This is a genomic window from Bradyrhizobium sp. UFLA05-109, assembly GCF_054185165.1.
The window spans coordinates 61,010-86,147 of the sequence record NZ_JBBIAR010000039.1 but is presented as its reverse complement, the minus strand read 5'-3'; the positions used below and the strand labels follow the sequence as shown (position 1 = coordinate 86,147).

At 63.5% G+C, this 25,138-nt stretch carries 25 protein-coding genes and 1 tRNA gene; 16 read left to right on the top strand and 10 right to left on the bottom strand.

Features of this window, described 5'->3' with window-relative positions:
- The coding region (locus tag Q3C01_RS26750; RefSeq protein WP_458148280.1) for an Hpt domain-containing protein at positions 1 to 734 on the bottom strand (734 nt) is incomplete at its 3' end.
- Between the two features lie 695 nt (positions 735 to 1,429).
- Between Q3C01_RS26750 and Q3C01_RS26745 the strand changes: the two genes are divergently transcribed.
- From Q3C01_RS26745 to Q3C01_RS26730, 4 genes are all read left to right on the top strand, one after another.
- The gene (locus Q3C01_RS26745; protein WP_458148279.1) at positions 1,430 to 2,110 is read left to right on the top strand and encodes a Crp/Fnr family transcriptional regulator; all 681 of its coding nucleotides are present in this window, start codon (positions 1,430 to 1,432) and stop codon (positions 2,108 to 2,110) included.
- A 184-nt stretch (positions 2,111 to 2,294) separates the two neighbouring features.
- The gene (locus tag Q3C01_RS26740) at positions 2,295 to 3,002 is read left to right on the top strand and encodes a Crp/Fnr family transcriptional regulator (RefSeq protein WP_458148278.1); all 708 of its coding nucleotides are present in this window, start codon (positions 2,295 to 2,297) and stop codon (positions 3,000 to 3,002) included.
- 64 nt (positions 3,003 to 3,066) lie between these two features.
- On the top strand, positions 3,067 to 3,441 hold the full coding sequence (locus tag Q3C01_RS26735; protein WP_458148277.1) for an Hpt domain-containing protein: 375 nt from the start codon (positions 3,067 to 3,069) through the stop codon (positions 3,439 to 3,441).
- 112 nt (positions 3,442 to 3,553) lie between these two features.
- Positions 3,554 to 3,802 carry a hypothetical protein gene (locus Q3C01_RS26730; RefSeq protein ID WP_458148276.1) on the top strand — a complete coding sequence of 83 codons (249 nt, stop codon included), beginning with the start codon at positions 3,554 to 3,556 and terminating at the stop codon, positions 3,800 to 3,802.
- Positions 3,803 to 3,836: 34 nt separating this feature from the next.
- Here the strand turns inward: Q3C01_RS26730 and Q3C01_RS26725 are convergent, their stop codons facing one another.
- Positions 3,837 to 4,451: a LuxR C-terminal-related transcriptional regulator gene (locus Q3C01_RS26725; protein WP_458148275.1), complete on the bottom strand. Its 615-nt coding sequence runs from the start codon at positions 4,449 to 4,451 to the stop codon at positions 3,837 to 3,839.
- A gap of 339 nt (positions 4,452 to 4,790) precedes the next feature.
- Here Q3C01_RS26725 and Q3C01_RS26720 point away from each other — a divergent pair, with 339 nt between their 5' ends.
- Complete coding sequence (locus Q3C01_RS26720) at positions 4,791 to 5,954, top strand: hypothetical protein (protein ID WP_458148274.1); 1,164 nt, start codon at positions 4,791 to 4,793, stop codon at positions 5,952 to 5,954.
- A gap of 9 nt (positions 5,955 to 5,963) precedes the next feature.
- Here Q3C01_RS26720 and Q3C01_RS26715 read toward each other — a convergent pair whose 3' ends face one another.
- Positions 5,964 to 6,143 carry a hypothetical protein gene (locus Q3C01_RS26715; RefSeq protein ID WP_458148273.1) on the bottom strand — a complete coding sequence of 60 codons (180 nt, stop codon included), beginning with the start codon at positions 6,141 to 6,143 and terminating at the stop codon, positions 5,964 to 5,966.
- A 152-nt stretch (positions 6,144 to 6,295) separates the two neighbouring features.
- On the opposite strand from Q3C01_RS26715, the gene Q3C01_RS26710 reads away from it, so the two are divergent.
- The 3 genes from Q3C01_RS26710 to Q3C01_RS26700 all read left to right on the top strand — a co-directional run bounded on the left by Q3C01_RS26710 (position 6,296) and on the right by Q3C01_RS26700 (position 9,819).
- Positions 6,296 to 7,627 carry an MFS transporter gene (locus tag Q3C01_RS26710; RefSeq protein WP_458148272.1) on the top strand — a complete coding sequence of 444 codons (1,332 nt, stop codon included), beginning with the start codon at positions 6,296 to 6,298 and terminating at the stop codon, positions 7,625 to 7,627.
- Positions 7,628 to 7,893: 266 nt separating this feature from the next.
- The gene (locus tag Q3C01_RS26705) at positions 7,894 to 8,319 is read left to right on the top strand and encodes a hypothetical protein (RefSeq protein ID WP_458148271.1); all 426 of its coding nucleotides are present in this window, start codon (positions 7,894 to 7,896) and stop codon (positions 8,317 to 8,319) included.
- 285 nt (positions 8,320 to 8,604) lie between these two features.
- Complete coding sequence (locus Q3C01_RS26700; protein ID WP_458148270.1) at positions 8,605 to 9,819, top strand: EAL domain-containing response regulator; 1,215 nt, start codon at positions 8,605 to 8,607, stop codon at positions 9,817 to 9,819.
- 616 nt (positions 9,820 to 10,435) lie between these two features.
- Here Q3C01_RS26700 and Q3C01_RS26695 read toward each other — a convergent pair.
- Both Q3C01_RS26695 and Q3C01_RS26685 read right to left on the bottom strand, forming a co-directional pair.
- Positions 10,436 to 10,807, bottom strand: a complete 372-nt coding sequence (locus Q3C01_RS26695; protein ID WP_458148269.1) for a hypothetical protein — start codon at positions 10,805 to 10,807, stop codon at positions 10,436 to 10,438.
- 552 nt (positions 10,808 to 11,359) lie between these two features.
- Complete coding sequence (locus tag Q3C01_RS26685; RefSeq protein ID WP_458148268.1) at positions 11,360 to 12,220, bottom strand: DMT family transporter; 861 nt, start codon at positions 12,218 to 12,220, stop codon at positions 11,360 to 11,362.
- Between the two features lie 117 nt (positions 12,221 to 12,337).
- Between Q3C01_RS26685 and Q3C01_RS26680 the strand changes: the two genes are divergently transcribed.
- Positions 12,338 to 13,747 carry an aminotransferase-like domain-containing protein gene (locus tag Q3C01_RS26680; protein ID WP_458148267.1) on the top strand — a complete coding sequence of 470 codons (1,410 nt, stop codon included), beginning with the start codon at positions 12,338 to 12,340 and terminating at the stop codon, positions 13,745 to 13,747.
- 150 nt (positions 13,748 to 13,897) lie between these two features.
- On the opposite strand, the gene Q3C01_RS26675 is transcribed toward Q3C01_RS26680, so the two are convergent.
- Entirely contained in the window at positions 13,898 to 14,416 is a 519-nt protein-coding gene (locus Q3C01_RS26675; RefSeq protein WP_458148266.1) for a hypothetical protein, read from the bottom strand.
- 173 nt (positions 14,417 to 14,589) lie between these two features.
- On the opposite strand from Q3C01_RS26675, the gene Q3C01_RS26670 reads away from it, so the two are divergent.
- Positions 14,590 to 15,612, top strand: a complete 1,023-nt coding sequence (locus Q3C01_RS26670) for an LLM class flavin-dependent oxidoreductase (RefSeq protein WP_458148265.1) — start codon at positions 14,590 to 14,592, stop codon at positions 15,610 to 15,612.
- A 53-nt stretch (positions 15,613 to 15,665) separates the two neighbouring features.
- On the opposite strand, the gene Q3C01_RS26665 is transcribed toward Q3C01_RS26670, so the two are convergent.
- Together Q3C01_RS26665 and Q3C01_RS26660 are read right to left on the bottom strand one after the other, a co-directional pair.
- Positions 15,666 to 15,755, bottom strand: a tRNA-Ser gene (locus Q3C01_RS26665).
- A gap of 643 nt (positions 15,756 to 16,398) precedes the next feature.
- On the bottom strand, positions 16,399 to 17,559 hold the full coding sequence (locus Q3C01_RS26660) for an ROK family protein (protein ID WP_458148264.1): 1,161 nt from the start codon (positions 17,557 to 17,559) through the stop codon (positions 16,399 to 16,401).
- 337 nt (positions 17,560 to 17,896) lie between these two features.
- Here Q3C01_RS26660 and rplU point away from each other — a divergent pair, with 337 nt between their 5' ends.
- The 3 genes from rplU (at position 17,897) to Q3C01_RS26645 (ending at position 19,378) form a co-directional block, all read left to right on the top strand.
- Positions 17,897 to 18,271, top strand: a complete 375-nt coding sequence (rplU, locus tag Q3C01_RS26655; RefSeq protein WP_458148263.1) for a 50S ribosomal protein L21 — start codon at positions 17,897 to 17,899, stop codon at positions 18,269 to 18,271.
- Positions 18,272 to 18,374: 103 nt separating this feature from the next.
- Positions 18,375 to 18,644, top strand: coding sequence for a 50S ribosomal protein L27 (rpmA, locus tag Q3C01_RS26650; protein ID WP_027554523.1), 270 nt, complete (start codon positions 18,375 to 18,377; stop codon positions 18,642 to 18,644).
- A gap of 140 nt (positions 18,645 to 18,784) precedes the next feature.
- The gene (locus tag Q3C01_RS26645; RefSeq protein WP_458148262.1) at positions 18,785 to 19,378 is read left to right on the top strand and encodes a GNAT family N-acetyltransferase; all 594 of its coding nucleotides are present in this window, start codon (positions 18,785 to 18,787) and stop codon (positions 19,376 to 19,378) included.
- Positions 19,379 to 19,457: 79 nt separating this feature from the next.
- Here Q3C01_RS26645 and Q3C01_RS26640 read toward each other — a convergent pair whose 3' ends face one another.
- Positions 19,458 to 20,372, bottom strand: a complete 915-nt coding sequence (locus Q3C01_RS26640) for a DMT family transporter (protein WP_458148261.1) — start codon at positions 20,370 to 20,372, stop codon at positions 19,458 to 19,460.
- Between the two features lie 117 nt (positions 20,373 to 20,489).
- On the opposite strand from Q3C01_RS26640, the gene Q3C01_RS26635 reads away from it, so the two are divergent.
- Entirely contained in the window at positions 20,490 to 20,969 is a 480-nt protein-coding gene (locus Q3C01_RS26635; RefSeq protein WP_458148260.1) for a MaoC family dehydratase, read from the top strand.
- A gap of 3 nt (positions 20,970 to 20,972) precedes the next feature.
- On the opposite strand, the gene Q3C01_RS26630 is transcribed toward Q3C01_RS26635, so the two are convergent.
- Complete coding sequence (locus Q3C01_RS26630; RefSeq protein WP_458148259.1) at positions 20,973 to 21,971, bottom strand: ABC transporter substrate-binding protein; 999 nt, start codon at positions 21,969 to 21,971, stop codon at positions 20,973 to 20,975.
- Positions 21,972 to 22,117: 146 nt separating this feature from the next.
- Between Q3C01_RS26630 and obgE the strand changes: the two genes are divergently transcribed.
- Complete coding sequence (gene obgE, locus Q3C01_RS26625; RefSeq protein WP_458148258.1) at positions 22,118 to 23,170, top strand: GTPase ObgE; 1,053 nt, start codon at positions 22,118 to 22,120, stop codon at positions 23,168 to 23,170.
- 69 nt (positions 23,171 to 23,239) lie between these two features.
- Positions 23,240 to 24,871 (top strand): alkaline phosphatase family protein, encoded by a 1,632-nt coding sequence (locus Q3C01_RS26620; RefSeq protein ID WP_458148257.1) that lies wholly within the window; start codon positions 23,240 to 23,242, stop codon positions 24,869 to 24,871.
- Positions 24,872 to 25,138: the final 267 nt, after the last annotated feature.

Here is a 25,138-nt window from a genome sequence, read left to right as displayed (position 1 = left end):
CTCTCATCCGCCATCGATTTCTTGGGCGCGGCTTTTGCCTCCTTGACCTTCGCCTCCTTGGCCTTCGCTTCCTTCGCGACAGGCGCTGGGGCCGGCGCGGGTGCGGCGGCAGGAGCGGCAGCCGGCGCGGACACCTCGATCGCGGTCTCGCGGAAGGCGCGCTCGAGCTCGTCGAGCGACACCTCGCCCGGACGCAGGGGCCGCTCCAGCGTCTGCTCGATCAGCGTGCCCTGGGTCATCTCCTTTGCGGGTGCCGGCGCAGCGGCGGCCGGCGCTTCCGGCGCGAGCGGCGGGGCATCAGCGACGGGTGCGGCGCCGGAAGCCTGCATCGGCTGCGCCGAGCCGGACATCGCCGCCATGCCTTGCTCGACCATCGCTTCCAGCTTGTCGATGAGGTCGCGGTCGGTGCCCTCGGGCTCGGCCTCGGTTGCCTCGAGCCCGGCCAGAATCTCCTTGATGCGGTCGATCGACGACAGGATCACCGTCACCGCCTCGGCGGTCACCGGCATGCCGTCGCGGAATTTGCCCATCAACGTCTCGCCGGCATGCGCCAGCGCTTCGAGCCGCGGCAATCCCAAGAAGCCGCAGGTCCCCTTGATGGTGTGAACCAGGCGGAAGATGTTATCCAGGATCTTGGCGTTGTTCGGCTCCTGCTCGAACTTCACCAGCTGATTGTCGACGGTGTCCAGGCTCTCACTGGTCTCCGTCAAAAACTCCCGCAACAGATCATCCATGGAATACGCCTTACCAACCTCGGACTCGCTGCCGGCTTCCCGGCCTTGTTCGCGACTGCCTAACGGCCGCTCGCGACCGGCATCTTTGCCAGGCGGAGGGTGTCGTGGTGACGCCTGACCGCCTTCTCACGATCGGACGCAATGCCCTCCCCTCGATCGTTAGACATCGCATTTCACGGCCGCGTTAATTTCGGCCTCCGTGCTAATACGGATATTGAAGACAACTTTGTCGTTTGGCGCTGCGCCGTGGCGGCTTGCGACAAAAACCGGACGCTGGCGTCGCGGCACGCTCCGCAAAAGAAAGCCTCGGCGGTGAAAGGCGCTATGCCGGCGCCGCGCGGATGAATCAAATCATCAGCTTCCGTCACCGCCCATTAGGTCGGTGATTGCTGTCCCGCTCGCGACGCGTGCGATGGGCATTTGAGGTAAACAGACCCTTACCCCATGATGGTTCGCGCAGGATCCGACGCGCCTGCTCCCCCGCTGCGATTCAGCAATCGGCGTAGCTTCTCATTTCCGTCGAAAATGCGGCGGGGCGAACCTGCTCACCAACGTGTAAATAGACCAATACACAACTTGCGTTGTATCGTGGATCAGCCGTGCAACAGCACCACGACACGCAGCGCGCGGCGTGACGACGAACCGCAGCGCCGGATTGATTTCGCATGACTGCAAGCGGTCGCCCAGCCAATCAATTGCTCAGGACGCTCGATGCAGCAGACTTCGCGCTGCTGGAGCCCCACCTCGCGACCGTCAAGCTGGTCAGGGAGATGCTTCTGGGCGTGGACGGCGCTCGGCCAAAGCAGGTCTACTTCCCGCTTCGCGGCGCGGTCTCGATGACGGTCAATCTCGCAGAGAGGCAGACGATCGAGGTGGCGATGCTGGGCCGCGACAGCGTCATCGGCAGCGGCGCAGCGCTGGCCGGCTCGGCCGCGCTGGCGGACGCGTTCGTGCTGTTTCCTGGCACGGCGGTCAGCTTGGACTGCACTGCATTTTGCGCTATCGCCAATCAAAGCTCGCGGTTCCGTCGCCTGATGGTCCGGCACGAACAGGCGCCGCTGGCCCACGCACAACAATCGGTGCTGTGCAACACGCTACACCCAGCCGAAGCGCGCCTTGCGCGTTGGCTGCTGCGCGCCCGCGACCTCTGCGACAGCGCGACCGTTCCACTAACACAGGAGTTGCTGGCGCAGATGATCGGCGTGCGACGCAACGCGATCTCGCTGGTGGCGCATTCGTTGCAGCGTGCCGGCATCATCCGATACAGCCGCGGCCAGATCGAAATCACGGACTCCCATGCGTTGGAGGCAACATGCTGTGCGTGTTACGGCGCGGTGAAACATGTCTATGGACGGCTGCTGGTATCCGCTCCATGAGCCGGCAGGCTGCGTCGTGGTGACGCAATTACATGTGCATGCCGACGTGCACACAGGCTGCTCACGCCCCTGGGAACGCTATATGCCCAATTGCCAACATATCCCGGAAGGCACATGATGCGCGCCATAAACCCCGTGTGAGGATGGCGGATGCTTCGCCGGCTGGGAACGACGGGAGGCAGTTATGGAAACGATGGTGCGTCCATCCAATGGTTTCCTGTCTGCTTTGTCGGCGGATGATTATGAATTGATCCGCCCGCACTTGCGCATCACCGATCTGGCTCATGAGGCCGTGCTGGTGGAGACGGGCGAAATACTCAAGCGCGCCTACTTTCCGCATCGCGGCGTGATCTCATTGGTCGTGGAACTCACCAGGGGCGAGCATGTGCAGGTCGCGATGATCGGCCGCGACAGCCTGCTCGGAGCATTTTCAGCGATGGGCGATGCGAGCGCGCTGAACGGCGCGGTGGTACTGGTCGGCGGCACGGCCTCGGTGATGGACCTCGACCGGTTGCAGGCGGCGGCCGACCGGAGTTCCTCATTGCGGACGCTGCTGACGCGCCACGGGCTCGCGGTCTATGCGCAGGTCCAGCAGACCGCCGGCTGCAATGCCGCTCATCCCGTGGAGTCGCGGCTGTCACGGTGCCTGTTGCAGATCCACGACCTGTCGGGTGACGTCAGGCTGCTGCTGACCCAGGAGAACCTGGCGCAGATGATCGGCGCACGGCGCAACAGCGTCTCGCTGGTCGCCAACACGCTGCAACATGCCAATTTCATCCACTACAGCCGCGGCCACATCCAGATCAACAATCTCGACGGGCTGCGCCAGACCGCGTGCGAATGCTACGCCAGGGTGAAGGCGCAGTACGACCGGCTGCTTGGGCCACGATGAGCCGAAAGCCGCCACCAGGCATGAAATTTACAGGGCGTAGACATTCAGCTGCTAGAACCGTCTCATGCGCGAAGCTGCTGCCCTGCTGTCTGCCGAATTCTCCCCTGCCGACGAGCCGGCACTCGACCCCGGCGCCTTCCAGGCGCTAGTGCGCGAGATCGGAGAGGACGGGGCCGGCGAAGTCCGCGCCGTGTTCCGGAGCGAGACCGATGCGCGCCTGAAGCTGCTCGGCGGTCTCGACCTTGCGCAGCAGCGCGCTCGGATCGAACGCGAAGCCCATTCGCTGAAGAGCGCGGCGCGCAGCTTCGGCTATCAGCGGCTCGCGGCGCTCGCCCAGCAGCTCGAACGAGACGCGGCTGCGCTCGACGACGAGGCCTACCGCAAGCTGGTGGACATGATGGCGAAAGCCTACGCCGCAGCACGCGAGGCAGACGCCTGATCCCTCGCGCAAAATCCCGCCGTACTTCTACGGCTTGGGATTTTCACACATGGCTAATCAACATTTGGCTAATCATAGGTGGCGATCGTCGCGCGAGACCAGGAGGGTTTCCATGTTCACCTATGAAACCGCGGACCAGAAGGAAGTCCGCCGCTTCCGCATCGCTCAGTTCAACGGCCGCATGGCGACGGTGAAGTCGGGCGAGGAGACGGTGACCGGCTTCGTGCGCTCCGTGCTGGAAAAGGAATCGAGCATCCCGCCGTGCTGGACCATCACGATCATCCCGAGCGCGCCGAAGGACGAGATGAAGCCGTTGCGTCCGAGCTCGCGCGTGCGTCCCTTCGCAGACGACTATTACTGACATTGGGCTGGCAGCCGGCCCGCCGCCTCCCGCCTCAATCGATCGAATGCAGCAGCGCTGCGCGGACCAGATCCGCGGTGTTGCGCGCCCCGAGCTTGCGCATGGCCTCCGCGCGATGGCTCTCGAAGGTGCGGGGGCTGATCTGCATGCGCAGCGCGCCCTGCTTGTTCGAATAGCCTTCGCTGATCAGCCGCAACACCTCGCGTTCGCGCCGGGTCAACCGCTTCGAGCCGTGCGAGCCGGAGGGTTCGCTGCTGGCCGGGCGCAGGGCGAGCGGCGCGCGGGCGGCCTTCGCTTCGGCGTCGTCGGTCCCTGACACTCCGTTCCGCGGCGCGCCGCCGAGCTGCTTGACCAGCGAGCAGACACGCTCGGTCTGCGCCAGTGCATTCTCGACCACGCGTTGCAAATAGGCCCGATCGGCGGACACCGGGGAAAGCTGGTCGCTGTGGTGCTTGATCTCGCCCATATAGAGGAGAAGGGCGGTCAGGGGGCCGTTGAGCTCGAGGGCGATCGCAGTGGCGGTCTCCTCGGAGGCCTTGGCGCGGGCGGCGTTCAACCGGGCGAGTTCGAGCTCTTCGTGCGGAGAACTGCTGCTTTCGTACCAAGCCGGCGATCGCGAATCAGCGATCGGATCATTCTGATGCCCCATGTGATTCGTTTAGCGGAACCCGGGCCGAATCGTGGTTAACTTTTCGTTCCGTAAGACTACGGTGATTTTGACAGTTTTGTGCTAGATCCCGGGCGATGGCGCAAGTCATGCTTGCCGAGACGGGCAGCGGGCCGCGCGTCGGTTGCAAAACCTGCCTAAATCTCAGGCATCTTCCAGACTCCGCTGTTAACGTCAGAGCGGCGGCGGACGGCCATGCCGTACGACTTTACCAATTAATTAACAGTGACTTGCTTTTCTGGGGCGCAGTTGAGAGCGCGCAAATGCCTCCACGCGACGAACCAGTCACGGTTCCGGAAAAGTTGCGGAAAATTGCGTGCCATGAGTCAGGTCGAACAGCTCTGGGAATTTTTGCAGCGGCTGACGCCGCTGTCGCGAAGCTGTCTGCTCAGCGAGCTCGAGCGGCTTGAGCTGTGCGGCATCGATATGCCGGGCTCGCCCGACATCCAGGCGAAGCTGCGCGCCGAATTCCGCAAGGACGGCTCGACCCAGGCGCGCGCCACCAATCCGTCGCGCTCCTTCTTCGCTCCGCTCGAGCCGCTCTTGATGGACGGGGCGCCCGAGCACGCGAATCTGGGACGGATCTCGCGCAACACGCTGACGCCGATCTGGGAGTGGATCTGCCGCGACCTGCTGCCGACCATGGCGCGCGACTACATCAAGGCGATCAACGACCAGGTCGCCGCCAATAACCCGAAGGACGTGCAGAAGACTGCGACCGCGTTCCAGATCAAGGTCATCAAGGTCCTCGAGAACACGCTCGCTTCGCCCGACGGCACCGAGCTTGCCCGCGCCAAGCTCGGGCAATACACCGCCTCGCGCTTCGCCTTCGACGACGTGACCAAGATGCTGCAAGTGCTGCGCGCGAACGCCGCGCTGGTGAAATTCAACGAGAAGCTGCCCGAGAATTTCTCGAAGTTCGACGATGGCCAGGTGGCGCAGATCACCGCACGCCTCGATGCCTTCAGGAAGGCCAATCCCGAGGCCCTGCCCTTTGCGCTGGCGCTGGTCGCGCGGCGGCTGAAGACGCCCTGGCAGCTGATCCGCCTCGCCACCAGGGCCGCGCCGACCAAAACCGCCGCCGACATCGCCGCCACGCCCTATGCCATTACGGTTCCGATGGTACTCGACCGGCTCGACGACAAGCGCCTCGCGCTCCGGGTCGCGCTCAAGCATAACAGGGTGCTGATCGCACGCGACCTGCTCGCCGAGATCTATGACACCGAACATGCGCTCAAGGTCCGCATCGACGAGATCGAGCCGTCCGAGTGGGGCATCCGCCTCCAGCAATTGATGGATGCAATCGCTTCCCTCGTGGCCGCCGAGGTCAGCCGCTTCCCGGCCAATGTCGGCCATATCCTCGGTTCGCGCCGCCTGCGCAGCCATGACTCGCTTGCGGGCAAGCTGACCTACCTGGCCTGGAAGGGGCGCGATGCCGTGCAGGACGGTGCGGCGGCGCTCCGGAAGCTGATTGGGCAGAGCTGAGCTTTTCGGCTAGTTCCGCGGCCCGCGCGGCAGGCTCAGGAAACGATCGATAAATCGTCCCGACAGCACGAACCAGAACCACCACGTCATCATACGCCGCATCGTCATCGCTGCGATCCTCACGCAGCCCATCACCGCATGACCGCATTCATAGCGCAGGTGCGGCAAGACGCATGTGAGGTACTTCACACTCGGCCGCCCGCTGAACCGGGTTCCTCCATAAGTCGAACCCGACGGAGGCAATCGTCTTGGAACCGTGACGGCGGCTCGGAAGTTTTTTCGCCAAAACAACCCCATGCACAGTAGGGGCTCGGGGCGGCCTCCAAGGAAAGGCTCCCGCCATGTCCCTCTCCCATGTCGATCCGGTCTCGCTGCCCGACAGCGAGCATCAGCTTCAACTGCGCCGCGCCGTGATCGCCTCCACCATCGGCACCGCCATTGAGTGGTACGATTTCTTCCTCTACTCGACGGTCACCGGCCTCGTTTTCGCAAAACTGTTCTTTCCGCATTCCGATCCGTGGGTTGGCACGCTCGAGGCCTTCGCGATCTATGCCGTCGGCTTCGTCGCCCGTCCCGTCGGCGCGGCCATCTTCGGCCATTATGGCGACCGCATCGGCCGCAAATCGACGCTGATCGCCACGCTGCTTCTGATGGGGCTCGCGACCTTCGCCGTGGCGCTGGTCCCGACCTATGAGAGCATCGGGATCTGGGGCGCGGTCCTCCTGACCGTGCTGCGCTTCATCCAGGGCGTCGGCGTCGGTGGTGAATGGGGTGGTTCGGTGCTGATGTCGATGGAATGGGCACGCAACGATCACTCGCGCGGCCTCATCGCCTCCTGGCCGCAATTCGGCGTGCCCTGCGGGCTGTTCCTGGCAAACCTCGCCGTGCTCTCCTTCAGCCAGATGTCCGGCGAGCAATTCTTGGCATGGGGCTGGCGCGTGCCCTTTGCGCTGAGCCTCATCCTGGTCGGCGTCGGCCTCTACATCCGGCTCGGCATTATGGAGACGCCGGTGTTTTCCAGGCTGGTCGCGGAGCAAAAGGTCGAGCGCACGCCGATGCTGCAGGTGATCAAGGAGCATCCGAAGGAGATTTTGCTGTCGGCCCTTGCCCGCATGGCCGAACAGGCGCCGTTCTACATCTTCACAGCCTTCATCTTTGCCTACGGCGTCAAGACGCTGAACGTGTCGCGCGACTTCCTGCTCACCGCGGTGCTCGCGGCCTCGGTGCTGTCCTTCGTCTCGATCCCGCTGTTCGGGCATGTGTCCGATCGCATCGGACGCAAGAACATGTACATGATCGGCGCGGCCGTGACCGGCGTGTTCGGCTTCATTTATTTCCGCATGCTCGATACCGGATCGGAGCCGGTCATCTTCCTCGCCATCATATTGTCGCTGATCCCGCATGACATGATGTACGGGCCGCAAGCCGCGCTGATCGCTGAAAGCTTCACCGGACGCCTGCGCTACAGCGGCGCCTCGCTCGGCTATCAGCTCGCTTCCGTCATCGCCGGCGGTCCGGCGCCCCTGATCGCGACCTGGCTGTTCGGCACCTTCCAGTCGGCAACCGCGATCGCCGCCTATGTCGCGCTGTGCGCCGTGATCAGCCTGATCGCGACCGCGGCGATGACCGACTACACCGGCAAGAACATCTCAGGCGAATACAGAACGAGCTGACGCGACAACGGAAATGGCCGGTCGTGGGTGCGAGCAATGCAGTGCATCTGCACTGCGTTGCGAGCCTCGAAGGGATGAACGGCCCCAATGCTGCAGCCGGGCCGTCGCCCTTCGAGGCCTCCGCTGCGCTCCGGCACCTCCAGCGACAATGGCTTCGCCATTGCGCGGGGGTGACGGTGATAGACCTGTGCACACGATCCGCTACGTGCGAGAGACGTATGCATCGCCGAGAGACGTATGCATCGCCTGGAAGGAAGGAATTTCATATGAGATCAGTGAGAACGACGTTGACGATGGCCGCATTGCTGGCCGGCGCAGTGGCGATCAAGTCCGCGGCCATTGCACAGACAGCGCCGCCATCGGGCAACGCCGCGCCGACCGCCGACAATGCCGTCATGCTCACGGTGTTCTTCAAGCACGACCAGTCGCGTCCGCTGAGCGAGCTGAATGCCCAGCTCGAGAGCCAAGGTTACTACAAAACCTTCCCGCCAGCGGGCGTCGAGGTGGTGAGCTGGTACGTGATGATGGGCATCGGCCAGGTGGTCACGCTGCGCCTGCCGGCCTCGCGGCTGCGCGAGGTCAATCGCATCATCGAGGACAGCGCGTGGGGACCCTATCGGACCGAATTCTATCCGACCTACGATTACAAGGCGGTTGGCATGGCGCGGCACGACAAGGCTGCCAGCAACTGATACCGGCGTTATCCTATGAGGCGACATCGCGCGCGGTGTCGCCTCTTCACTGGGTCAGGTGAGTTGCCGCTTCGCGGGCACGACACCGCGGATATCACAACGATTGCAGCACCGCATGCGCGAGACAAACGCGAGTGTGAAGATTTCTTCAACGGCATTCGTACAATTTTACATATGATGAGGGCTTTAACGTTACCCAAATAATTCAACAATGATGCTGAAGCTCTCCATATTTGGAGCCGCGCTCACCGTTATGAAGCTGTCACGGAACGGGAGTGCTGTGCGATGGACGAGGGGCTGGGCGAGCTCGCCGGACGGAAGACTGTAACCTTTGGACGGCGGAAAGTGACGCCACGCGCCTGTGTGGCCGACGGGAAGCGGCACTTGCGCGCATTCATGAGCGAGGTGCTGGAAGATCTCGGCTTCGTCACCAGCGAATGCGGCAATGCCGACGAGCTCCGGGGCTTGCTCGCCACCGAGTTGCCCGACCTCATCCTGCTCGGCATTGCCGTCGACGGCATCGAGCCCGGGCGATTTCTCGAGATCCTGGTGCGCGAGGAGTTTGGCGGCAAGGTCTTGGCCGTCGGCGCGCGCGAGTCGATCATCGTCAAGGCGGTGCAGCAGGTCGGCGAGGAATATGGCCTTGCCATGCTGCCGCCGCTGACGACCCCCTTTGCCGCCGAGACGCTGCGCGACCGCATCGCGATGCTGCTGCCGGACGAACCGGCGCCGAGCCCTGCCGTACATGTCGGCGAAGCCTTGCATGCCGGCTGGCTCGAACTCTGGTACCAGCCGAAGATCGACGCGCGCACCTTGATCCGCTGCGGCGCCGAGGCGCTGGTGCGGATGCGGCATCCGACCTGGGGCGTGGTGCCGCCGGCCTATTTCATTCCTGAGGAGCGCGATCCGCACTTTCGCGAATTGTCCGAGTTCGTGATCGAACGCGTCCTGCAGGACTGGCATTATCTCGTCGAGCGGCAGAGCCCGGTCGATCTCTCGATCAACCTGCCGGCCTCTTTCCTGCGCGAGGGACAGGCCGTGCGCGATCTCTGCCGGCGCATGCCCACGCATCCTGCTTTTGGCGGGCTGACGATCGAGATCGAAAGCGCCGAGGTGATCCGGGATCTCGACCTGCTGCTCGACGTTGCCTCGGAGGTGCGCTTTCACAACATCGGGCTCGCCATCGACAATGTCGGCACCAACTGGCCGGAGCTGATGGGTCTCGACCGGTTTCCCTTCGTCAAGCTCAAGGCCGACCGCCATTTCGTCACCGGCAGCAGCAACGATGCGCTGAAGCGCACCGTGTGCCGCCACATCGTCGAGCTCGCCCGCGACTACGGCGCGCGCAGCGTCGCCGAAGGCATCGAAAGCCGCGCCGACCTCGTCGCCGCCAACGAGATCGGCTTCGACCTCGTGCAAGGCTATCTGTTCGGCAAGCCGATGCCGCTGAAGAAATTTGCCAGGAGCGCACTGACGCGGACGGTGATGGGACAGGGGTGAGGCTGCGGCCTCACGCCAACCGCCGCGAAGGCGACGCAGACGACCACGCGCGCGGTCGCCGCGTCGACCTCCCAGGGAAAGATCGTTCGCCTAGAGCATGCTCAAATAAGGTCTAGTTGCATCCGCAAAGTAAGTGCGCTCCCTCTCCCGCTTGCGGGGGAGGGCTGGGGTGGGGGTGTTTCCGCAATGGACACTCCCGATATGGAGAGAGCCCCCACCCGGCGCTTCGCGCCGACTTCCCCCGCAAGCGGGAGAGGTTGAGCGAGCCCGCGGCCAATCGATTCAACCAAAAGCATTCCGCTTCTAGCGACAGACCCATACGCCGTTGACCAGCACGCGGGCGCAAGTCGGCGCCGCCACGGCGGCTCCAACCGTCGCTGCACCTACGGCCGCTCCACCGACCACGGCACGGCGCGTCGTTCGACGCGCGACGCCGGCGACACTCACTGGCGTCGCCGGCCGCCCGACGCGGGCCTGCGCGCTCTGAATCGAGAATGAAAGTCCATCTCCTTCTGACCACTGCACAGAGCTGATCGCTGCACAGGCGATAACGGCGCCGGCAAACCACAGTCTCGTTCCGCATTGCATGACAGCCTCCCTTGTTGGTTCGACAGACCTACTTCGCATCTCGCTTCCTGCTTGCTCGCCTCTGCGGGGCTCCGGACGGCGGGCTCGCGGGGTCGCCTTCCTGGATACAAGTGAGGAGATCGACGTAGCTTTGAGCGAAGGCAATTGAAGTCGCCTCCTTTTCGCAGCGATCACGAACAGGACCGGCATTTGCCGACCAAAGAACATCCAGCTGCTGCTGAGCCTTCGTTTCATCGCTCATGCAGCTGTCGAAACTCTGCCCCAAGGCGATTCCATTCGCCTTGTCATCGGCCGCCGTGCCCTTGCAGAGCACCTCAACATTCAAATGGGGGACGCGATCGGAAACGGGCGTCACCAATTGGCCTCCGAGGAGTGCCGCCGACAACAGTGCGATCTTCATCTTGACCTCCCTCGGGTCCTGCTAAACCTTGATCCGCTCCTTCCACCGCTCCCGTTTGCCGGTCCTTTGCGGTCAGCTGCTCGCAACCTTCCTGACAGCCGGCGGAGACCAGGTGCCGTTGATAATCGAAGGCTCTTTCTCGTTCGGCCAATACATCCGCAGCATCAGAATGAACTTGCCGGCGGGTGCGGGCAGCCAGTTCGACTCCAAATTCAATTGACTATGCGTGCCAGCAACGATCGACGGATCACTTTCAGTCGTTCGAAAGGATCCGAATACTGCCTCACCCCGCCGCAGCAGCGAGACGTGAGGGGTAGTACTCTTTATGCGAATGCAGTGCTCATCATCGCAAAGGCAGCAACGGCAACGATGGGGACGTATGATGCATCGCCCCCGGTATTCGGCAACTCATGCAAGCAGCCACGACGTGCCAGAGCAGGCGTTGATCCAGATCAACGTTGGTGATCGCGTCGCAATGGCACCAGATGGCGGTGACCCGCATGAAGATCGCGCTGACGCGGACGGAGACGGTACGGGGGTAAGGCGACGGCCTCAGGCAAACCGCCGCGCAAACGCGACGCAGACGACCACGAGCGCGGTAGCTGCGATCATCGTCCACGCCACTGGCTCGTGCAGGACGAGGCCAGCCAGCGCGAGGCCGAAGAACGGCTGAAGCTGTTGCAATTGACTTATGCTGGCGGTGCCGCCGAGAGCGAGGCCGCGGTACCAGAACACGAAGCCGACGAACATGCTGAAGACGGAGACATAGGCAAGGCCGATCCAGGCCGGCGCGCCGATGTTGTCCCATGTTGGAGGCAACGACATGATTGCGACCGGCAGCATCAGCGGAAGGGCGAGAATGAGCGCCCATGAGATGACCTGCCAGCCGCCGAGCCGGCGTGACAGCGTCGCGCCTTCGGCGTAGCCGAGGCCGCAGAGCAGGATCGCGGCGACCATCAGCAGATCGCCGCTGAGTGAGCCCGCGCCGCCGCCCGACAGTGCAAAACCCGCAACCGTCGCGCTGCCGAGGATCGAGAACAACCAGAACGGCAATCGCGGCCGCTCGCCGCCGCGCAGTACGGCGAAGACGGCGGTTGCAAGCGGCAACAGACCGATGAAGACGATCGAACGTGCCGAGGTGATGTGCAGAAGCGCCAGCGCCGTCAGCAGCGGGAAGCCGACCACGACGCCCAGCGAGACGATGGCGAGCGAGGCAAGGTCTTTTCGCGCGGGTCTCTGTTGATGAAGCAGGGCAAGCAGCGCCGCTCCCAACAGCGCGGCGATCACCGCGCGCGCCGAGGTCAGGAAGGTTGCGGAAAAGCCGCCGACCGCGACGCGCGTCGCCGGCAGCGAGCCACTGAAAATCACGACGCCCAGAAGTCCGTTGCCCCACCCGTTGCCGGCCGATTGCATGTCGCCTCGCTTTCCCGTGGTCGACCTTGGCCTTTTGAGGGTGGCAGAACCAGCGACAATCCCATACAATCTGGTCAAACTGTATCGGTATGGAAGCCCATACACTTGGACGAGCTGATGCAAACCAGAGGCCGCGGCGGGGCGCGCACCCTAGAGGTGATGAGCGCCATCCGCGCCAAGGTCGCGGGCCGCGCGCTTGTCCCGGGCGATCGCCTGCCCTCGATCCGCAAGCTGGCCGCGAGCATGGGCGTTTCGCCCTCCACCGTGGTGGAGGCCTATGATCGCCTCGCAGCGGAAGGCGTGATCCGTGCCCGTCGTGGCTCCGGCTTCTACGTCTCCGCGACAACAATGCCACCGCTGGCGCTCACCGATGTCGAGCCGCGCCGCGACCGCGCCGTCGATCCGTTCTGGGTGTCACGGCAATCGCTCGATGCCGATTCGGCCACGCTCAAGCCCGGCTGTGGCTGGCTGCCGGCGGACTGGATGCCGGAGGCGGCCTTGCGCCGTGCTTTTCGCGCGATCGCCCGTAGCGATGACAGCGTGCTCACGGACTATGGCTCTACGCGCGGCTCGATCGCAGTGCGCCGATATCTGCTGGCTCGCTTTGCCGAGGACGGCATCGAGGCCTCGATCGACCAGCTCGTGCTCACGGGCTCGGGCACGCAAGCGACCGACCTCGTCTGCCGCTTCCTGCTGCGGCCCGGCGACACGGTGCTGGTCGATGATCCCTGCTACTTCAATTTTCGCGCACTGCTGCGCGCGCATCAGGTGAAGATCATGGGCGTGCCCTACACGGCGTCGGGCCCCGACGTCGCTCGCTTCGAGGCGATCCTCGCCGCGGAGCGGCCGCGCCTCTACATCACCAATTCCGCGCTCCACAATCCGACCGGCGCGACGCTGTCGCTGCAAACCGCGCATCGCGTCTTGAGCGCCGCCGCTGCACATGATGTGACGATCATCGAGGACGATATCTTTGCCGATTTCGAATCCGAGCGGTCGCCGCGCCTTGCCGCCCTCGACGGACTCACCAACGTCATTCGTATCGGCAGCTTTTCCAAGACGCTCTCCGCCTCGGTACGTTGCGGCTATATCGCAGCAAAGCCCGACTGGATCGAGCATCTCGTCGACCTCCAGGTCGCAACCAGCTTTGGCGGTCCGAGCCCGGTTGCGACCGAGGTGATCGCGAAGGTGCTCGCGGGCGGCAGCTACCGCAAGCACATGGATGAGCTCAGGCAAAAGCTGTTACGCACCCGGCGCGAGGTGGCGCGCAAGCTCGCGGCGCTGGGCCTCGAGCCGTGGCTGATGCCGCGCGGCGGATTTTTTCTCTGGTGCCGCCTGCCCGACGGACTGGATTCGACGGAAATCGCCCGCGCAGCGCTTGCCGAAGACGTCGTGCTTGCACCGGGGAATGTCTTCAGCGTGTCGGAGACGGCCAGTGCCTTCCTGCGTTTCAATGTGGCTCAGTCGACGGAGCCGCGAATCTGGGACGTGCTGCGCCGCGCGTTGAGCGCGAAGAGACGTCATTAGAGCATGATCCGGAAAAGTGTGGAGCGGTTTTCCGAAAAGATCATGTTCAAACAACAACCTAAAGCGCGATGACGATTCATCCCAGTCTCATCGCGCTTTAGGACGCGGATATTGCCTCGCCCAGGGCCCGCAAGGGTTAGCGGTCTTGCGTCACCTAACGCTTGCCGTAAGCAGGCCAGAGGCTGTCTGGCGGAGGTCGCGAAACGCGACATTGAGTTTTTCCAGATTATCCTTCTGGTTGCCGCCCTCGTTGATCAGAATCAGGAGACGGTCGACAGCCTTCATCTTTTCCATGGTCAGATCGAAGGCGGCTGCGGTTTCCTTGTCCCAGAAGCGCTGGACCCATGAGCGGTAGACGTATTCCTTCCTTGAAATCGTGTTCATCACCTCATTGTACTCTTGCGCAATAGCGCTCTTGTCGTCGCTACTTGCCCATGTGCTGCCGTAGTAGACCTTCACGAGCCGGTCGATGATAAAGACGAAATGACTGATATCGATCGCCATCTCTTCATAGTACTTGGCGCGCATGTCGGCCCGGTTCAGGGCGAACTTTATTTTCTCCACAAGACGCGTCGAAAACAATCCGAGCGCGGTCAAGACGATGCCAACGAACCAGGCACCGGCCTGGTTCGCAAACGAATAGAGAAAGTGAGTAAGCCAGTCCGCCATCGCATCGTTTCCCGGACCGCCAGGCAACCGTGTGAACTTCGGCACCAAGTCTTGCTTGGAGGAGCGACACCAGAGGTTGAAAAATAGCTGGAGCCGCCCATTTCGAGCAAGCTCGAAACAGTCGTTTCGCAATGACCATCGTAAACCGGCCCGGACATAACTAGATTGGCAGCATGAAAAAGATCGGCTTTCTCTCGTTCGGGCACTGGACGCCCTCGCCGCAATCGCAGACCCGCTCGGCTGGGGATACGCTGTTGCAATCCATCGAGCTCGCGATGGCCGCCGAGGAGCTGGGCGCGGACGGGGCCTATTTCCGCGTCCATCATTTCGCGCGTCAGCTCGCTTCTCCCTTTCCGCTGCTGGCAGCGGTCGGGGCAAGGACCAGCCGTATCGAGATCGGCACTGCCGTGATCGACATGCGCTACGAGAATCCGCTCTACATGGCGGAGGATGCAGGTAGCGCCGATCTGATCGCCGGCGGACGGCTGCAGCTCGGCATCAGCCGCGGCTCGCCGGAGCAGGTGATCGATGGCTGGCGCTATTTCGGCTATCAGCCGGCCGAAGGCCAAAGCGACGCGGACATGGGCCGGCGTCATGCCGAGATTTTCCTCGACCTCCTGCGCGGCGAAGGTTTTGCAAAGCCCAATCCGCAGCCGATGTTTCCGAACCCGCCCGGCCTCTTACGCCTCGAGCCGCATTCGCAGGGCCTGCGCGAGAGGATCTGGTGGGGTGCCGGCTCGAACGCCACCGCCGTCTGGGCGGCCAGGCTCGGGATGAACCTGCAAAGCTCGACGCTCAAGAACGACGAGACGGGCGAGGCCTTCCATGTGCAGCAGGCCGCCCAGATCCGTGCCTACCGCGCCGCCTGGAAGGAGGCCGGCCACGTCAGAGAGCCGCGCGTCTCGGTCAGCCGCAGCATCTTCGCGCTGATGGATGATCGCGACCGCGCCTATTTCGGGCGTGGCGGCGAAGCAGAGGACCAGATCGGATTCATCGACCCGCAAACGCGTGCGATCTTTGGCCGCAGCTATGCCGCCGAGCCGGATGTCCTGATCGAGCAGCTCCGCAAGGACGACGCCATCACGGAAGCCGACACGTTGCTGCTCACTGTCCCGAATCAGTTGGGCGTCGCCTACTGCGCCCATGCGATCGAAGCGATCCTGAAGCACGTCGCGCCGGCGCTTGGGTGGCGGTGAGGCAAAGCCGTTCGAGGGCTGTAGGCGGACGGCTTACCGGAATGGCGTTCGGATGGCGGAGAGGGAGGGATTCGAACCCCCGATAGGCTTGCACCTATGCCGCATTTCGAGTGCGGTGCATTCAACCACTCTGCCACCTCTCCTGAAGGCGCCAAATCGGGGTAGCCCCGTGCGGTCGGGGCGTGTTCTAGGCGAGGATGACGGGTCAGACAAGGCGGGCGGGACGAAAATCCCGCGCCTCGTGGATGGTGCGCGCAGGAAAGCTGCTGCAAAACCGGTCCGAGAGCCGGTTTCGCGCCAATTTGCACGGTCCTGCACCAGCGCCGGATCGGGCGCTCACTCTCCGAATGGAGCGCCGAGCAGGGCCAAAGCCGTCAGCACGACCGGCAGCGTTCCCAGGACGATGACCGTGATACGAAACACCAGATCGTTCCCCATGCGGTAATACTAGACCGGAGAGAACGGGTGCAAAGTGCAGATTGTGCCAAAACGTAGCAAACCCAGCGGAGCGCAACCAAGCCCTGTGGAAGCGAATCACAATGGAAGCGACGGGGCTGGGAAGCGACGGGGCTGGGAAGCAACGGGCCGGCGCCGCGACAGCCGCACGGGTGGGACCGCCAGACGCGGTAAACACTGGCGGTCCCGTTGCCGCTCATTGAAATTGCAGGCCGAGAAGGGCGGCTTCGCCGGCCGGCGTGAGGCGACGGATGGACCGTAGCGACCGCGCGGCGTGCTGCAACGCAATCCGCGCCTTAACCTAACCAGTCAAGGTTACTCCTCGTCGTTCTACCTGCTCTCCTTGTTGTTTTCCTTGTTGGCTTCCTTATTGGTTTCCTTGGCCTTCTTCTTCCCGTTATCCGTGGAGTTACGGTCCTTGCCGTTCGCCCCCTCCTTGCGGCGGTTGGTGAAGCGCGCATTGCCGAGCCCGGTGCCGATGGTGAGAACGCCCCAGCGCTCGACGTCCTGCATGAACGGCACCTCGGAAAGCCCCTGCACAACGCCGTCATTGTGCATCAGGATAGCGGTGTCGTGCTCGCCGATGACCGGGATGCCTTCGACCAGGCTCGCCGGCAGGTTGAACTTGCTGCTCTCCCAATTGCCGGGGAGATTCTGTGCGCCTTTCTCGATCGAGCCGTCCTCCTTGATCACGCCGGGACAGGCAATGCCGATGAAAGGCGCGAGCCTCAACCCCTCGGTGTCGGCCACCGCGATCAGCTCCTTCAGCATCTTGGTGAGCCGCTTTACCGCACCTTCGCGGGTCGGCTCGTCGTCGGCGTGACGCCACAGGTCGGACTTCCAGACGCAGGCCTTGGAGAGATCCTTCGCCTTCTTCCAGCGGGTCTCGACCACGCCGCAGCGGATATTGGTGCCGCCGATATCGACGGCGAGGATGCTGTCATGGGCCTCGAAAATCCAGGACGGCGCCAGATGCAGCGCGCCGATCAGGGCCGCCCCGTCCGGGTGGAAGCGGATCGGCAGCATGTCGCCCTTGAAACCCTCGGCCTTCAGGATGATGTCGGCGCGGGCGATCGCGAGTTCGCCCAGGCGGCTGTCGCGAAAACCGCCACCGACCACGATGCGCTCGGTCTTCGCCCAGGCTTTTGTCTTCAGGAAGCGACGGGTGACGTAGGCGAGCTCCTGGGCAAAATCCTCGATCGCGCTGTGCACCACGGCGGAGGCCTCGGTATCGTCGCCGATCAGCATGTCATCCAGCGTCTTCTTGGCGATCTTGTCCGAGGGCTCGTCGCCAAAGGGGTCCTCGCCGGTCTTGCGCAGCGGCTTGCGCCAATGGTCCAGGATGGCCCGGAATGCGCTTTTGCTGGCGCGGTCCCCGAGAAAGCCGTCCTCGTCCTTCAGCTCGGCGTTAAAACTGTCGACGTCCACCGACGGCAGGCGGGCAGCGCCGTGCTGCGCGATCCCCGTCGTCAAAACCAGCTCGTCTGCCATGGAGCCCTTGCCCGCTTTGAAATTCGGGATGACAACGGCGGGGGAACTCGTTGGTTGCAGGTGCGGCCAATTATCCGTGCCAGCCGGCTTGACGGCAAAAACCGCGCAAATGCTTCAAATTCGGAGCCTTTTTGGCCCGGTTTTCCTTGACTCCGGTCGTTCGGCCGCTATAAGTCCCCGCAGCCGGCGCGGGGCGTTTCTCGCGCCGCTTGTTTTTGCGTGGATTTTGAGGGTCATACCCCACCCGCGCAGAACGCTGAAAACCCATAGCGACTGACAAAAAGCCGGCCCGGACGAAAGTCCGAAAGGCCGGGATTGAACACGAAGGAAGAGAACGATGTTCGCAGTCATCAAAACCGGCGGCCGGCAGTACCGCGTCGTTCCGGATGATGTCCTGGAAATTGGCAAGATCGCCGGCGAAGTCGGCACGATCGTGCAGTTGAGTGAAGTTTTGGTGGTCGGCGGCGACACGCCGGTCCTAGGTGCCCCGACGGTTGCGGGCGCGTCCGTGGCAGCTGAGGTGCTCCAGCACAAGCGCGGGCCGAAGGTCATCGCGTTCAAGAAGCGCCGCCGCAAGAACTCGCGCCGCAAGCGCGGCTATCGCGACGAGATCACCGTGCTCCGCGTCACCGAGATCCTGACCGAAAACGCCAAGCCCACCAAGGGGCCGCGTCCGAAGAAGGAGAAGGTGGCGAAGGAAGCCGCTGAATAGCGAAACTTTGATCACGCCAATTCACAAATTGATGCGTGAGAAATTGTGAAATGATTCCGTCAAGGAATTGATCTAGAGATACGCAGGATTTCGGAGACGAGCCATGGCTCACAAAAAAGCAGGCGGTTCATCGCGCAACGGACGCGATTCGAAGGGCAAGCGCCTCGGCATCAAGGTGTTCGGCGGGGAGCGTGTGATTCCCGGCAACATCATTGCGCGCCAGCGCGGTACCACCTGGCATCCCGGCCTTAATGTCGGCATGGGCACTGACCACACTCTGTTCGCCAAGGTTGAAGGCCGCGTTGCGTTCCAGGCTAAAGCCAACGGCCGCACATTCGTATCGGTGCTTCCGATCGCAGAGGCGGCTGAATAATACGGTGGATCAAATTGGAGTCCGCCGGGTCCTGACCAAACCGGCGGAGTCCTTGAGATCAAAAGATCGAAGGCTCCAGGGGAGGCGGGAAACCGGCCTCCCCTTTTCGTTTTGACTCAAAGTCTTTGACGGAGCCGGACATGTTGCAGGACTTTTCGAGCACGATCTTGCGCGAGGCGAGACCTCATGTCGTCGCCACCGAGCGGCTGACCTTGCGCAAGCCGACGCTCGCCGACGTCAAGGCGATCGCGCGCCTTGCCAACGACCGCCGCATCGCCGAGAACACGCGCCGCCTGCCGCATCCCTATTCGCACGACGATGCCGTGGAATTCGTCCGCGCCACTGCGGAGCTCGGCAGCGAGACCGCGTTCCTGATCGAGCATGACAATGCGCCCGTCGGCATGATCGGAATCGACTGTTCGACGCCGGATGCAGCCGAGCTCGGCTACTGGCTCGGTGTCGAGCATTGGGGAAGAGGCTTTGCCACCGAGGCTGCGCGCGGGGCGATCGACTTCTTCTTCGAGGAGTTTTCGGAAGATCATCTCTACGCCGGCGCGCGCGTCACCAATCCGGCCTCGCGCAACGTGCTGGAAAAGTGCGGCTTCCAGTGGAGCGGCGTCCAGCTGCATCGCTTCTACGCGCTGGGCTCCTCGACGCCCGTCGACTGCTTCCGCCTGTCGCGCGGCGTGTGGTCCTCGCTGAAGAGCTGGAGCAGCGCGAGGCGGGTCAGGTAAGGCGCGAGCGACGCCACAGTCACGATCGTCGTCCCGGGCTCGCGCTTCGCGCGTTCCGGGCCGACGGTCGCATTTGCACTCACACCGGCGGATTAACCTGCGTGTCCTGCCGACCCAAGTCCCGTTCGCGCAGGAAGATGTAGATGCCCGCGCCGATGATGATGGCGGCGCCGATGATGGTGGCGATCGAGGGGACGTCGCCGAACACGACGAAGCCGAAGATCACGGCCCAGACGATCATCGAGTATTGATAGGGCACCACCACGCTCGCGGGCGCGAGCTTGAGCGAGCGGTTGACGCACAGGAGCGCGGCGACCGAGGTGCATCCTGCCAGCGCAAAGACCACGAGACTGCCCGCGCTCGGCGGCACCCAGTGAAATAGGGACAGGGCGAGCCCGAGCAGGAACGTGCCGCCGAACTGTGAGGAGGCCATCACGATGTCGGGCGTCTCGCGAAGTGAGCGCGTGACCAGCATCAGCGTCGCAAACGACAGGCTGCCGCCGAGCGCGATCAGCGCCGGCAGGCTGACCGTCTGCGCCGACGGGCGGAGCGCGATCAGGACGCCGCAGAAGCCGATCAGGATCGCGGTCCAGCGCCGCCAGCCGACCTGCTCGCCCAAGAAGATCGCGGACAGCGCGGTGACGAAAATGGGACCTGCCAGATAATAGGTGATGACGTCGGCGAGCGGCAGATAGACGGTCGCGAGGAAAAAGGCCGCCACCTCCAGCGTCGAGAGCACCACGCGGAAGAGCTGCAGCCACGGCCGCTCCAGATGGGTGAACTCGTGGCGCTGCCGCCAGATCGACGGCGCCAGCACGAGCAAGGCCGCGCAGGCGCGCAGAAACAAGAGCTGCCCCACCGAATAGGTCGCGACGATGAACTTGCCCATGGCATCGCCGAACGAGAACAGGAAGATCGACAACACCATGAGCGCGATGCCGGCCAGCCGCGCCGAGCGGTCGTCGTAGGCGGAGAGTTTCTTGAAGAGAGGCATTGGCGCCTTTTAGCTGCGTGGATGTCCGGGACAAGCCCGGTCATGACGAATTGAACGTATTGTCGCACTCTTCGCGTCGCGGTAGCGATTGGTATCTTCGGCAAGAGAGCAGCAGATATGACCGCGTTCGATCCGACCCGGCATCGCATGATCCCCACGCAACGCTGGTTTGAGGATTTCGCCCTCGGCGAACGCTTCGTGCTCCCGAGCCGCACGCAGACCGCGGCCGTGTTCGCCGCGTTCCAGACCGCGAGCGGCGACACCCACCCGGTGCACTATGACGTCGAATATTGCCGCGCCCGCGGCATGCCGAACCTGCTCGCTCACGGCTTCCAGACGCTGATCCACACCGCGCCCGGCGCAGGCCTGTTTCCCTTCATGGTCGAGGAGTCGCTGGTCGGCTTCCTCGAGCAGTCGAGCCGCTTTCTCAAGCCGGTGTTCGCCGACGATACGATCTATCCCGCGCTGGAGGTGACCGAACTCGTGCCGGGACGCACGACGGGCGTGGTGACGCTCGCGAGCACCGTCTACAATCAGCGCAAGGAGCTGGTGCTAGAGGGGACCCAGAAATTCCTGATCCGACGGCGGTCGACCTGACTGCTATTCGATCACGCGATCGGCGCTCGCGAGTAGCGTCGCGGGCACATCCAGCGACAGTGCCTTCGCCGTCCTCAGATTCAACGCCAGCTCGAACTTGGACGCCTGATAGAACGGGATATCGCCGGGATACGCGCCGCGCAGAATGGCATCGATGTTGTTGGCGGCGCGCTTGTTCAGTTCGACGAGGTCGAAGGAATAGGTCATGAGACCGCCGACATCGACGAATTCCGACAGCGGGTAGATGGCAGGAAGTGCTGCGGCCGCGATCTGTGCCGTGATCACCGTTCGCTTCGCCATCACGTCAGGACTGTCACCGATCATGACTGCGTCGGCGCCGCTGGGACGAATTCCTGCGATCAGGTCCCGGTAGCTCGCCTCGGTCGTCGGAAATTCGACCAGGTATGGAATGACCTCGGTTCCCGTTGCGGTCGCAGCGGCGCGGACGCTCGGTCCCTGTACACCTTCCCACGCACCACGCAGCGTGACGTAGGCGAGCCTGGAGAGTTTTGGATAGATCTCGCGGAGCAGCGCGATCCGCTTGCCGTGGATCGACGGGCCGGTATCGACGCTGACGCCGGTGAAATTTCCGCCTGGACGTGCGATGTTCGCGGCGATCCCCTGCGCCACCGGATCGGCGGTCAGGGCCACGATCGGAATTTTGTCCGTGGCGCGCTTGAACAGAAGCGCGCCCGGCCCGACGATGTAGATCACGTCGGGATTGCTGCGGACGACCTCCTCGACCAGCGCAGGCGCACCGATGCCCGCCTTCTCTGCGCCCCAGCGCTCGACAGTGAGCGTATCGCCGCTGACCTGGCCAAGCCGGCGCAGTTCGGCGAACAGGGCGCGGTAGTACCGACTGGTGCTGTCCTCGTGCATCAGGGATGACGGCTCCGACGGGCTGTAGATCGCAAGCCGCTTGCCGCCGGGCGCCGTCTGTGCGCCGGCCCGCGACAGCATGGCGACCGACACGGCGCCTGCAATGAACTCCCGCCGCCTCATTTCCACTCCCTGCTCCCTCCCGCCTATATCACGTCGACCGCCGGACGCCCCAACGGTTAAGCAAGGGCCGAAAATCACTTAAATTTCGGCCTCCGCCCGGACAAGTTCGGGTTGCCGCGCCCGCTCCCCTGCCCTACCTATGGCCCATGAAATTCCTCGACGAAGCAAAGGTCTATATCCGCTCCGGTGACGGCGGGAACGGCTGCGTGGCGTTCCGCCGCGAGAAGTTCATCGAGTTCGGCGGTCCCTCCGGCGGCAATGGCGGCCGCGGCGGCAATGTCGTCATCGAAGTCGCCGACGGGCTGAACACGCTGATCGACTATCGCTACCAGCAGCACTTCAAGGCCCAGAAGGGCGAGAACGGCATGGGCTCGGACCGCCACGGCGCCAACGGCAAGGCGATCGTGCTGAAGGTCCCAATGGGCACGCAGATCTTCGATGAGGACCGCGAGACGCTGATCCACGACTTCACCAAGGTCGGCGAAAAGTTCGTGCTCGCCGAAGGCGGCAATGGCGGGTTCGGCAATGCGCATTTCAAGTCGTCGACCAACCGCGCGCCGCGCAACGCCAATCCCGGCCAGCCCGGCGAAGAGCGCTGGATCTGGCTGCGGCTGAAGCTGATCGCGGATGCCGGCCTGGTTGGGCTTCCCAATGCCGGCAAGTCGACCTTTCTCTCCAAGGTCAGCGCGGCAAAGCCAAAGATCGCCGACTATCCCTTCACCACGCTGCATCCGCAGCTCGGCGTCGTGAATGCCGACGGCCGCGAATTCGTGCTGGCGGATATTCCGGGTCTGATCGAGGGCGCGCATGAGGGCGCCGGCCTCGGCGACCGCTTCCTCGGCCATGTCGAGCGCTGCCGCGTGCTGCTGCATCTCGTCGACGCGACCTGCGAGCACGCGGGCAAGGCCTACAAGACGGTGCGCAAGGAGCTCGATGCCTATGGCGGGCTGCTGACCGACAAGATCGAGATCGTCGCGCTGAACAAGATCGACGCGGTCGAGCCGGATGAATTGAAAAAGCAGAAGGACCGCCTGAAGCGCGCTGCCAAGAAGACACCGCTGCTGCTCTCCGGCGCCACCGGCCAGGGCGTCAAGGAAGCATTGCGCGTGCTTGCAGACGTGATCGGCGAAAGCCCGGTGTCCAGCAAGGCCAAGAGCGCGGCCGAAGCGGAGCCGTGGTCGGTCGACGTCGAGCGTTGAGTCCCGCTGCTTGTCTTCGCCGCCGCGTTAGCGCAGCATCAAGCAATCAATAAGAAGCAGGGCCGAGGCATGTCGCGCGCGAAAAACGTTCTCTGGATCATGTGCGACCAGCTTCGCTACGACTATCTCGGCTGCACCGGTCATCCGACGCTGAAGACGCCGAACATCGACGCCATGGCCAAGCGCGGCGTGCTCTTCTCCAAGGCCTATGTGCAGTCGCCGATCTGCGGGCCGTCGCGGATGTCGTTCTACACCGGGCGCTACATGCGTTCGCACGGCTCGCACTGGAACGGCTGGCCGCTGCGCGTCGGCGAGCCGACGCTCGGCGATCACTTGGGCAAGATCGGCGTGCGCAACGTGCTGGTCGGCAAGACCCACATGGCGCCCGACCTCGAAGGCATGAAAGCGCTCGGCATCCCCTTGGAATCGATCATCGGCGTGCACGTCGCCGAATGCGGTTTCGAGCCCTATGAGCGCGACGACGGTCTGCATCCGACCGGCCGACCGCGTCCGAAATACGACGCGTATCTGCGCGGCCAAGGATTTGAGGCGACCAATCCCTGGGAGCATTGGGCCAATTCAGGTGCTGCCGACGACGGGTCTTTGCAGAACGGCTGGTTGCTGGTCCACGCCGACAAGGCCGCGCGCGTGCCGGACGAACATTCCGAGACGCCCTACATGACGCGCCGCGCGATGGACTTCATCACCGAGGCAGAGAGCGATGGACGGCCGTGGTGCCTGCACCTCTCCTACATCAAGCCGCATTGGCCCTATATCGCGCCCGAACCCTACGCGAGCATGTACAAGACGTCGGACATGCTGCCGGCGATCCGCTCCGAGCGCGAGCGGCAGAACCCGCATCCGGTGTTCGGCGCCTATATGGACATGCGCTACTCCCGCAACATGGCGCGCGACGAGGCCCGCGAGAAGGTGATCCCGACCTATATGGGCCTGATCACGCAGATCGACGATCAGATGGGCGTGCTGATGAAATTCCTGGAGGCGCACGGCCTCTTGGAAACTACCATGATCGTGTTCACCTCGGATCATGGCGATTATCTCGGCGACCACTGGATGGGCGAGAAGGATCTGTTCCACGAGCAGTCGGCGAAAATCCCGCTCATCATCATCGATCCCTCGAAGGACGCCGACGCGACACGCGGCACGACATGCGATGCGCTGGTCGAGGGCATCGATCTTGCGCCGACCTTCGTCGATTATTTTGGCGGCAAGGTGCCCGGCCACATTCTTGAGGGCCGTTCGCTATTGCCGCTGCTGCGCGGCGACAAGCCCGAATGGCGCAAGGTCGCGTTCTCCGAATATGACTACGCCATGCAGGACGTGCGGCTGAAGCTGAATCAGCCGATCGAGCGCTGCCGCCTGTTCATGGTGTTCGACGGCCGCTGGAAATATATCCACGCCACCGGCTTCCGCCCGATGCTGTACGACCTCGAGACCGATCCGGATGAATTCATTGATCGCGGCGATGATCCTGGTTGCGCCGGCATCATTGCAAGGCTTCAGGCCGAGCTGTTCGACTGGGCGCTGCATCCAAGCGGTCACATCACCACCCCCCCTGATAAGATCGCGACCTATGCCGACAATCAGCTCCAGGTGAAGGGCGGGTTCCTGATCGGCATCTGGGATGAAGCAGAGCTTACCTCGATCCGCGGCGGCATCGCGCAGCGTGCAAAGCTGTAGGACCTTTGTGGTGAGGAGGCGCGCAAGCGCCGTCTAGCGGACGATGATCCGCATCGCCGCGAGAACCATGAGAGCCCTGCTGCTGCACCGCGGCCTTCATCCTTCGAGGAGCCGCTCCGCGGCTCCTCAGCATGAGGAGCAAGAAAGAGTTGCACGGCTCTCTCAACGCTTCATGCCCGGACTTGTCGCGGGCATCCATGTCTCACCCCAAACGCGGAAGCGCGTGGACAAGCGGGTGATCCAGTATTCCAGAAGCGGCGATGGGAT

Coding starts and splice junctions, on each gene's coding strand:
- Q3C01_RS26740 (WP_458148278.1), top strand. CDS start 2,295: ATGGAAACGATGGTGCGTCCATCCAATGGTTTCCTGTCTGCTTTGTCG.
- Q3C01_RS26735 (WP_458148277.1), top strand. CDS start 3,067: ATGCGCGAAGCTGCTGCCCTGCTGTCTGCCGAATTCTCCCCTGCCGAC.
- Q3C01_RS26730 (WP_458148276.1), top strand. CDS start 3,554: ATGTTCACCTATGAAACCGCGGACCAGAAGGAAGTCCGCCGCTTCCGC.
- Q3C01_RS26725 (WP_458148275.1), bottom strand. CDS start 4,451: ATGGGGCATCAGAATGATCCGATCGCTGATTCGCGATCGCCGGCTTGG.
- Q3C01_RS26720 (WP_458148274.1), top strand. CDS start 4,791: ATGAGTCAGGTCGAACAGCTCTGGGAATTTTTGCAGCGGCTGACGCCG.
- Q3C01_RS26710 (WP_458148272.1), top strand. CDS start 6,296: ATGTCCCTCTCCCATGTCGATCCGGTCTCGCTGCCCGACAGCGAGCAT.
- Q3C01_RS26705 (WP_458148271.1), top strand. CDS start 7,894: ATGAGATCAGTGAGAACGACGTTGACGATGGCCGCATTGCTGGCCGGC.
- Q3C01_RS26700 (WP_458148270.1), top strand. CDS start 8,605: ATGGACGAGGGGCTGGGCGAGCTCGCCGGACGGAAGACTGTAACCTTT.
- Q3C01_RS26695 (WP_458148269.1), bottom strand. CDS start 10,807: ATGAAGATCGCACTGTTGTCGGCGGCACTCCTCGGAGGCCAATTGGTG.
- Q3C01_RS26685 (WP_458148268.1), bottom strand. CDS start 12,220: ATGCAATCGGCCGGCAACGGGTGGGGCAACGGACTTCTGGGCGTCGTG.
- Q3C01_RS26680 (WP_458148267.1), top strand. CDS start 12,338: ATGCAAACCAGAGGCCGCGGCGGGGCGCGCACCCTAGAGGTGATGAGC.
- Q3C01_RS26675 (WP_458148266.1), bottom strand. CDS start 14,416: ATGGCGGACTGGCTTACTCACTTTCTCTATTCGTTTGCGAACCAGGCC.
- Q3C01_RS26670 (WP_458148265.1), top strand. CDS start 14,590: ATGAAAAAGATCGGCTTTCTCTCGTTCGGGCACTGGACGCCCTCGCCG.
- Q3C01_RS26660 (WP_458148264.1), bottom strand. CDS start 17,559: ATGGCAGACGAGCTGGTTTTGACGACGGGGATCGCGCAGCACGGCGCT.
- rplU (WP_458148263.1), top strand. CDS start 17,897: ATGTTCGCAGTCATCAAAACCGGCGGCCGGCAGTACCGCGTCGTTCCG.
- rpmA (WP_027554523.1), top strand. CDS start 18,375: ATGGCTCACAAAAAAGCAGGCGGTTCATCGCGCAACGGACGCGATTCG.
- Q3C01_RS26645 (WP_458148262.1), top strand. CDS start 18,785: ATGTTGCAGGACTTTTCGAGCACGATCTTGCGCGAGGCGAGACCTCAT.
- Q3C01_RS26640 (WP_458148261.1), bottom strand. CDS start 20,372: ATGCCTCTCTTCAAGAAACTCTCCGCCTACGACGACCGCTCGGCGCGG.
- Q3C01_RS26635 (WP_458148260.1), top strand. CDS start 20,490: ATGACCGCGTTCGATCCGACCCGGCATCGCATGATCCCCACGCAACGC.
- Q3C01_RS26630 (WP_458148259.1), bottom strand. CDS start 21,971: ATGAGGCGGCGGGAGTTCATTGCAGGCGCCGTGTCGGTCGCCATGCTG.
- obgE (WP_458148258.1), top strand. CDS start 22,118: ATGAAATTCCTCGACGAAGCAAAGGTCTATATCCGCTCCGGTGACGGC.
- Q3C01_RS26620 (WP_458148257.1), top strand. CDS start 23,240: ATGTCGCGCGCGAAAAACGTTCTCTGGATCATGTGCGACCAGCTTCGC.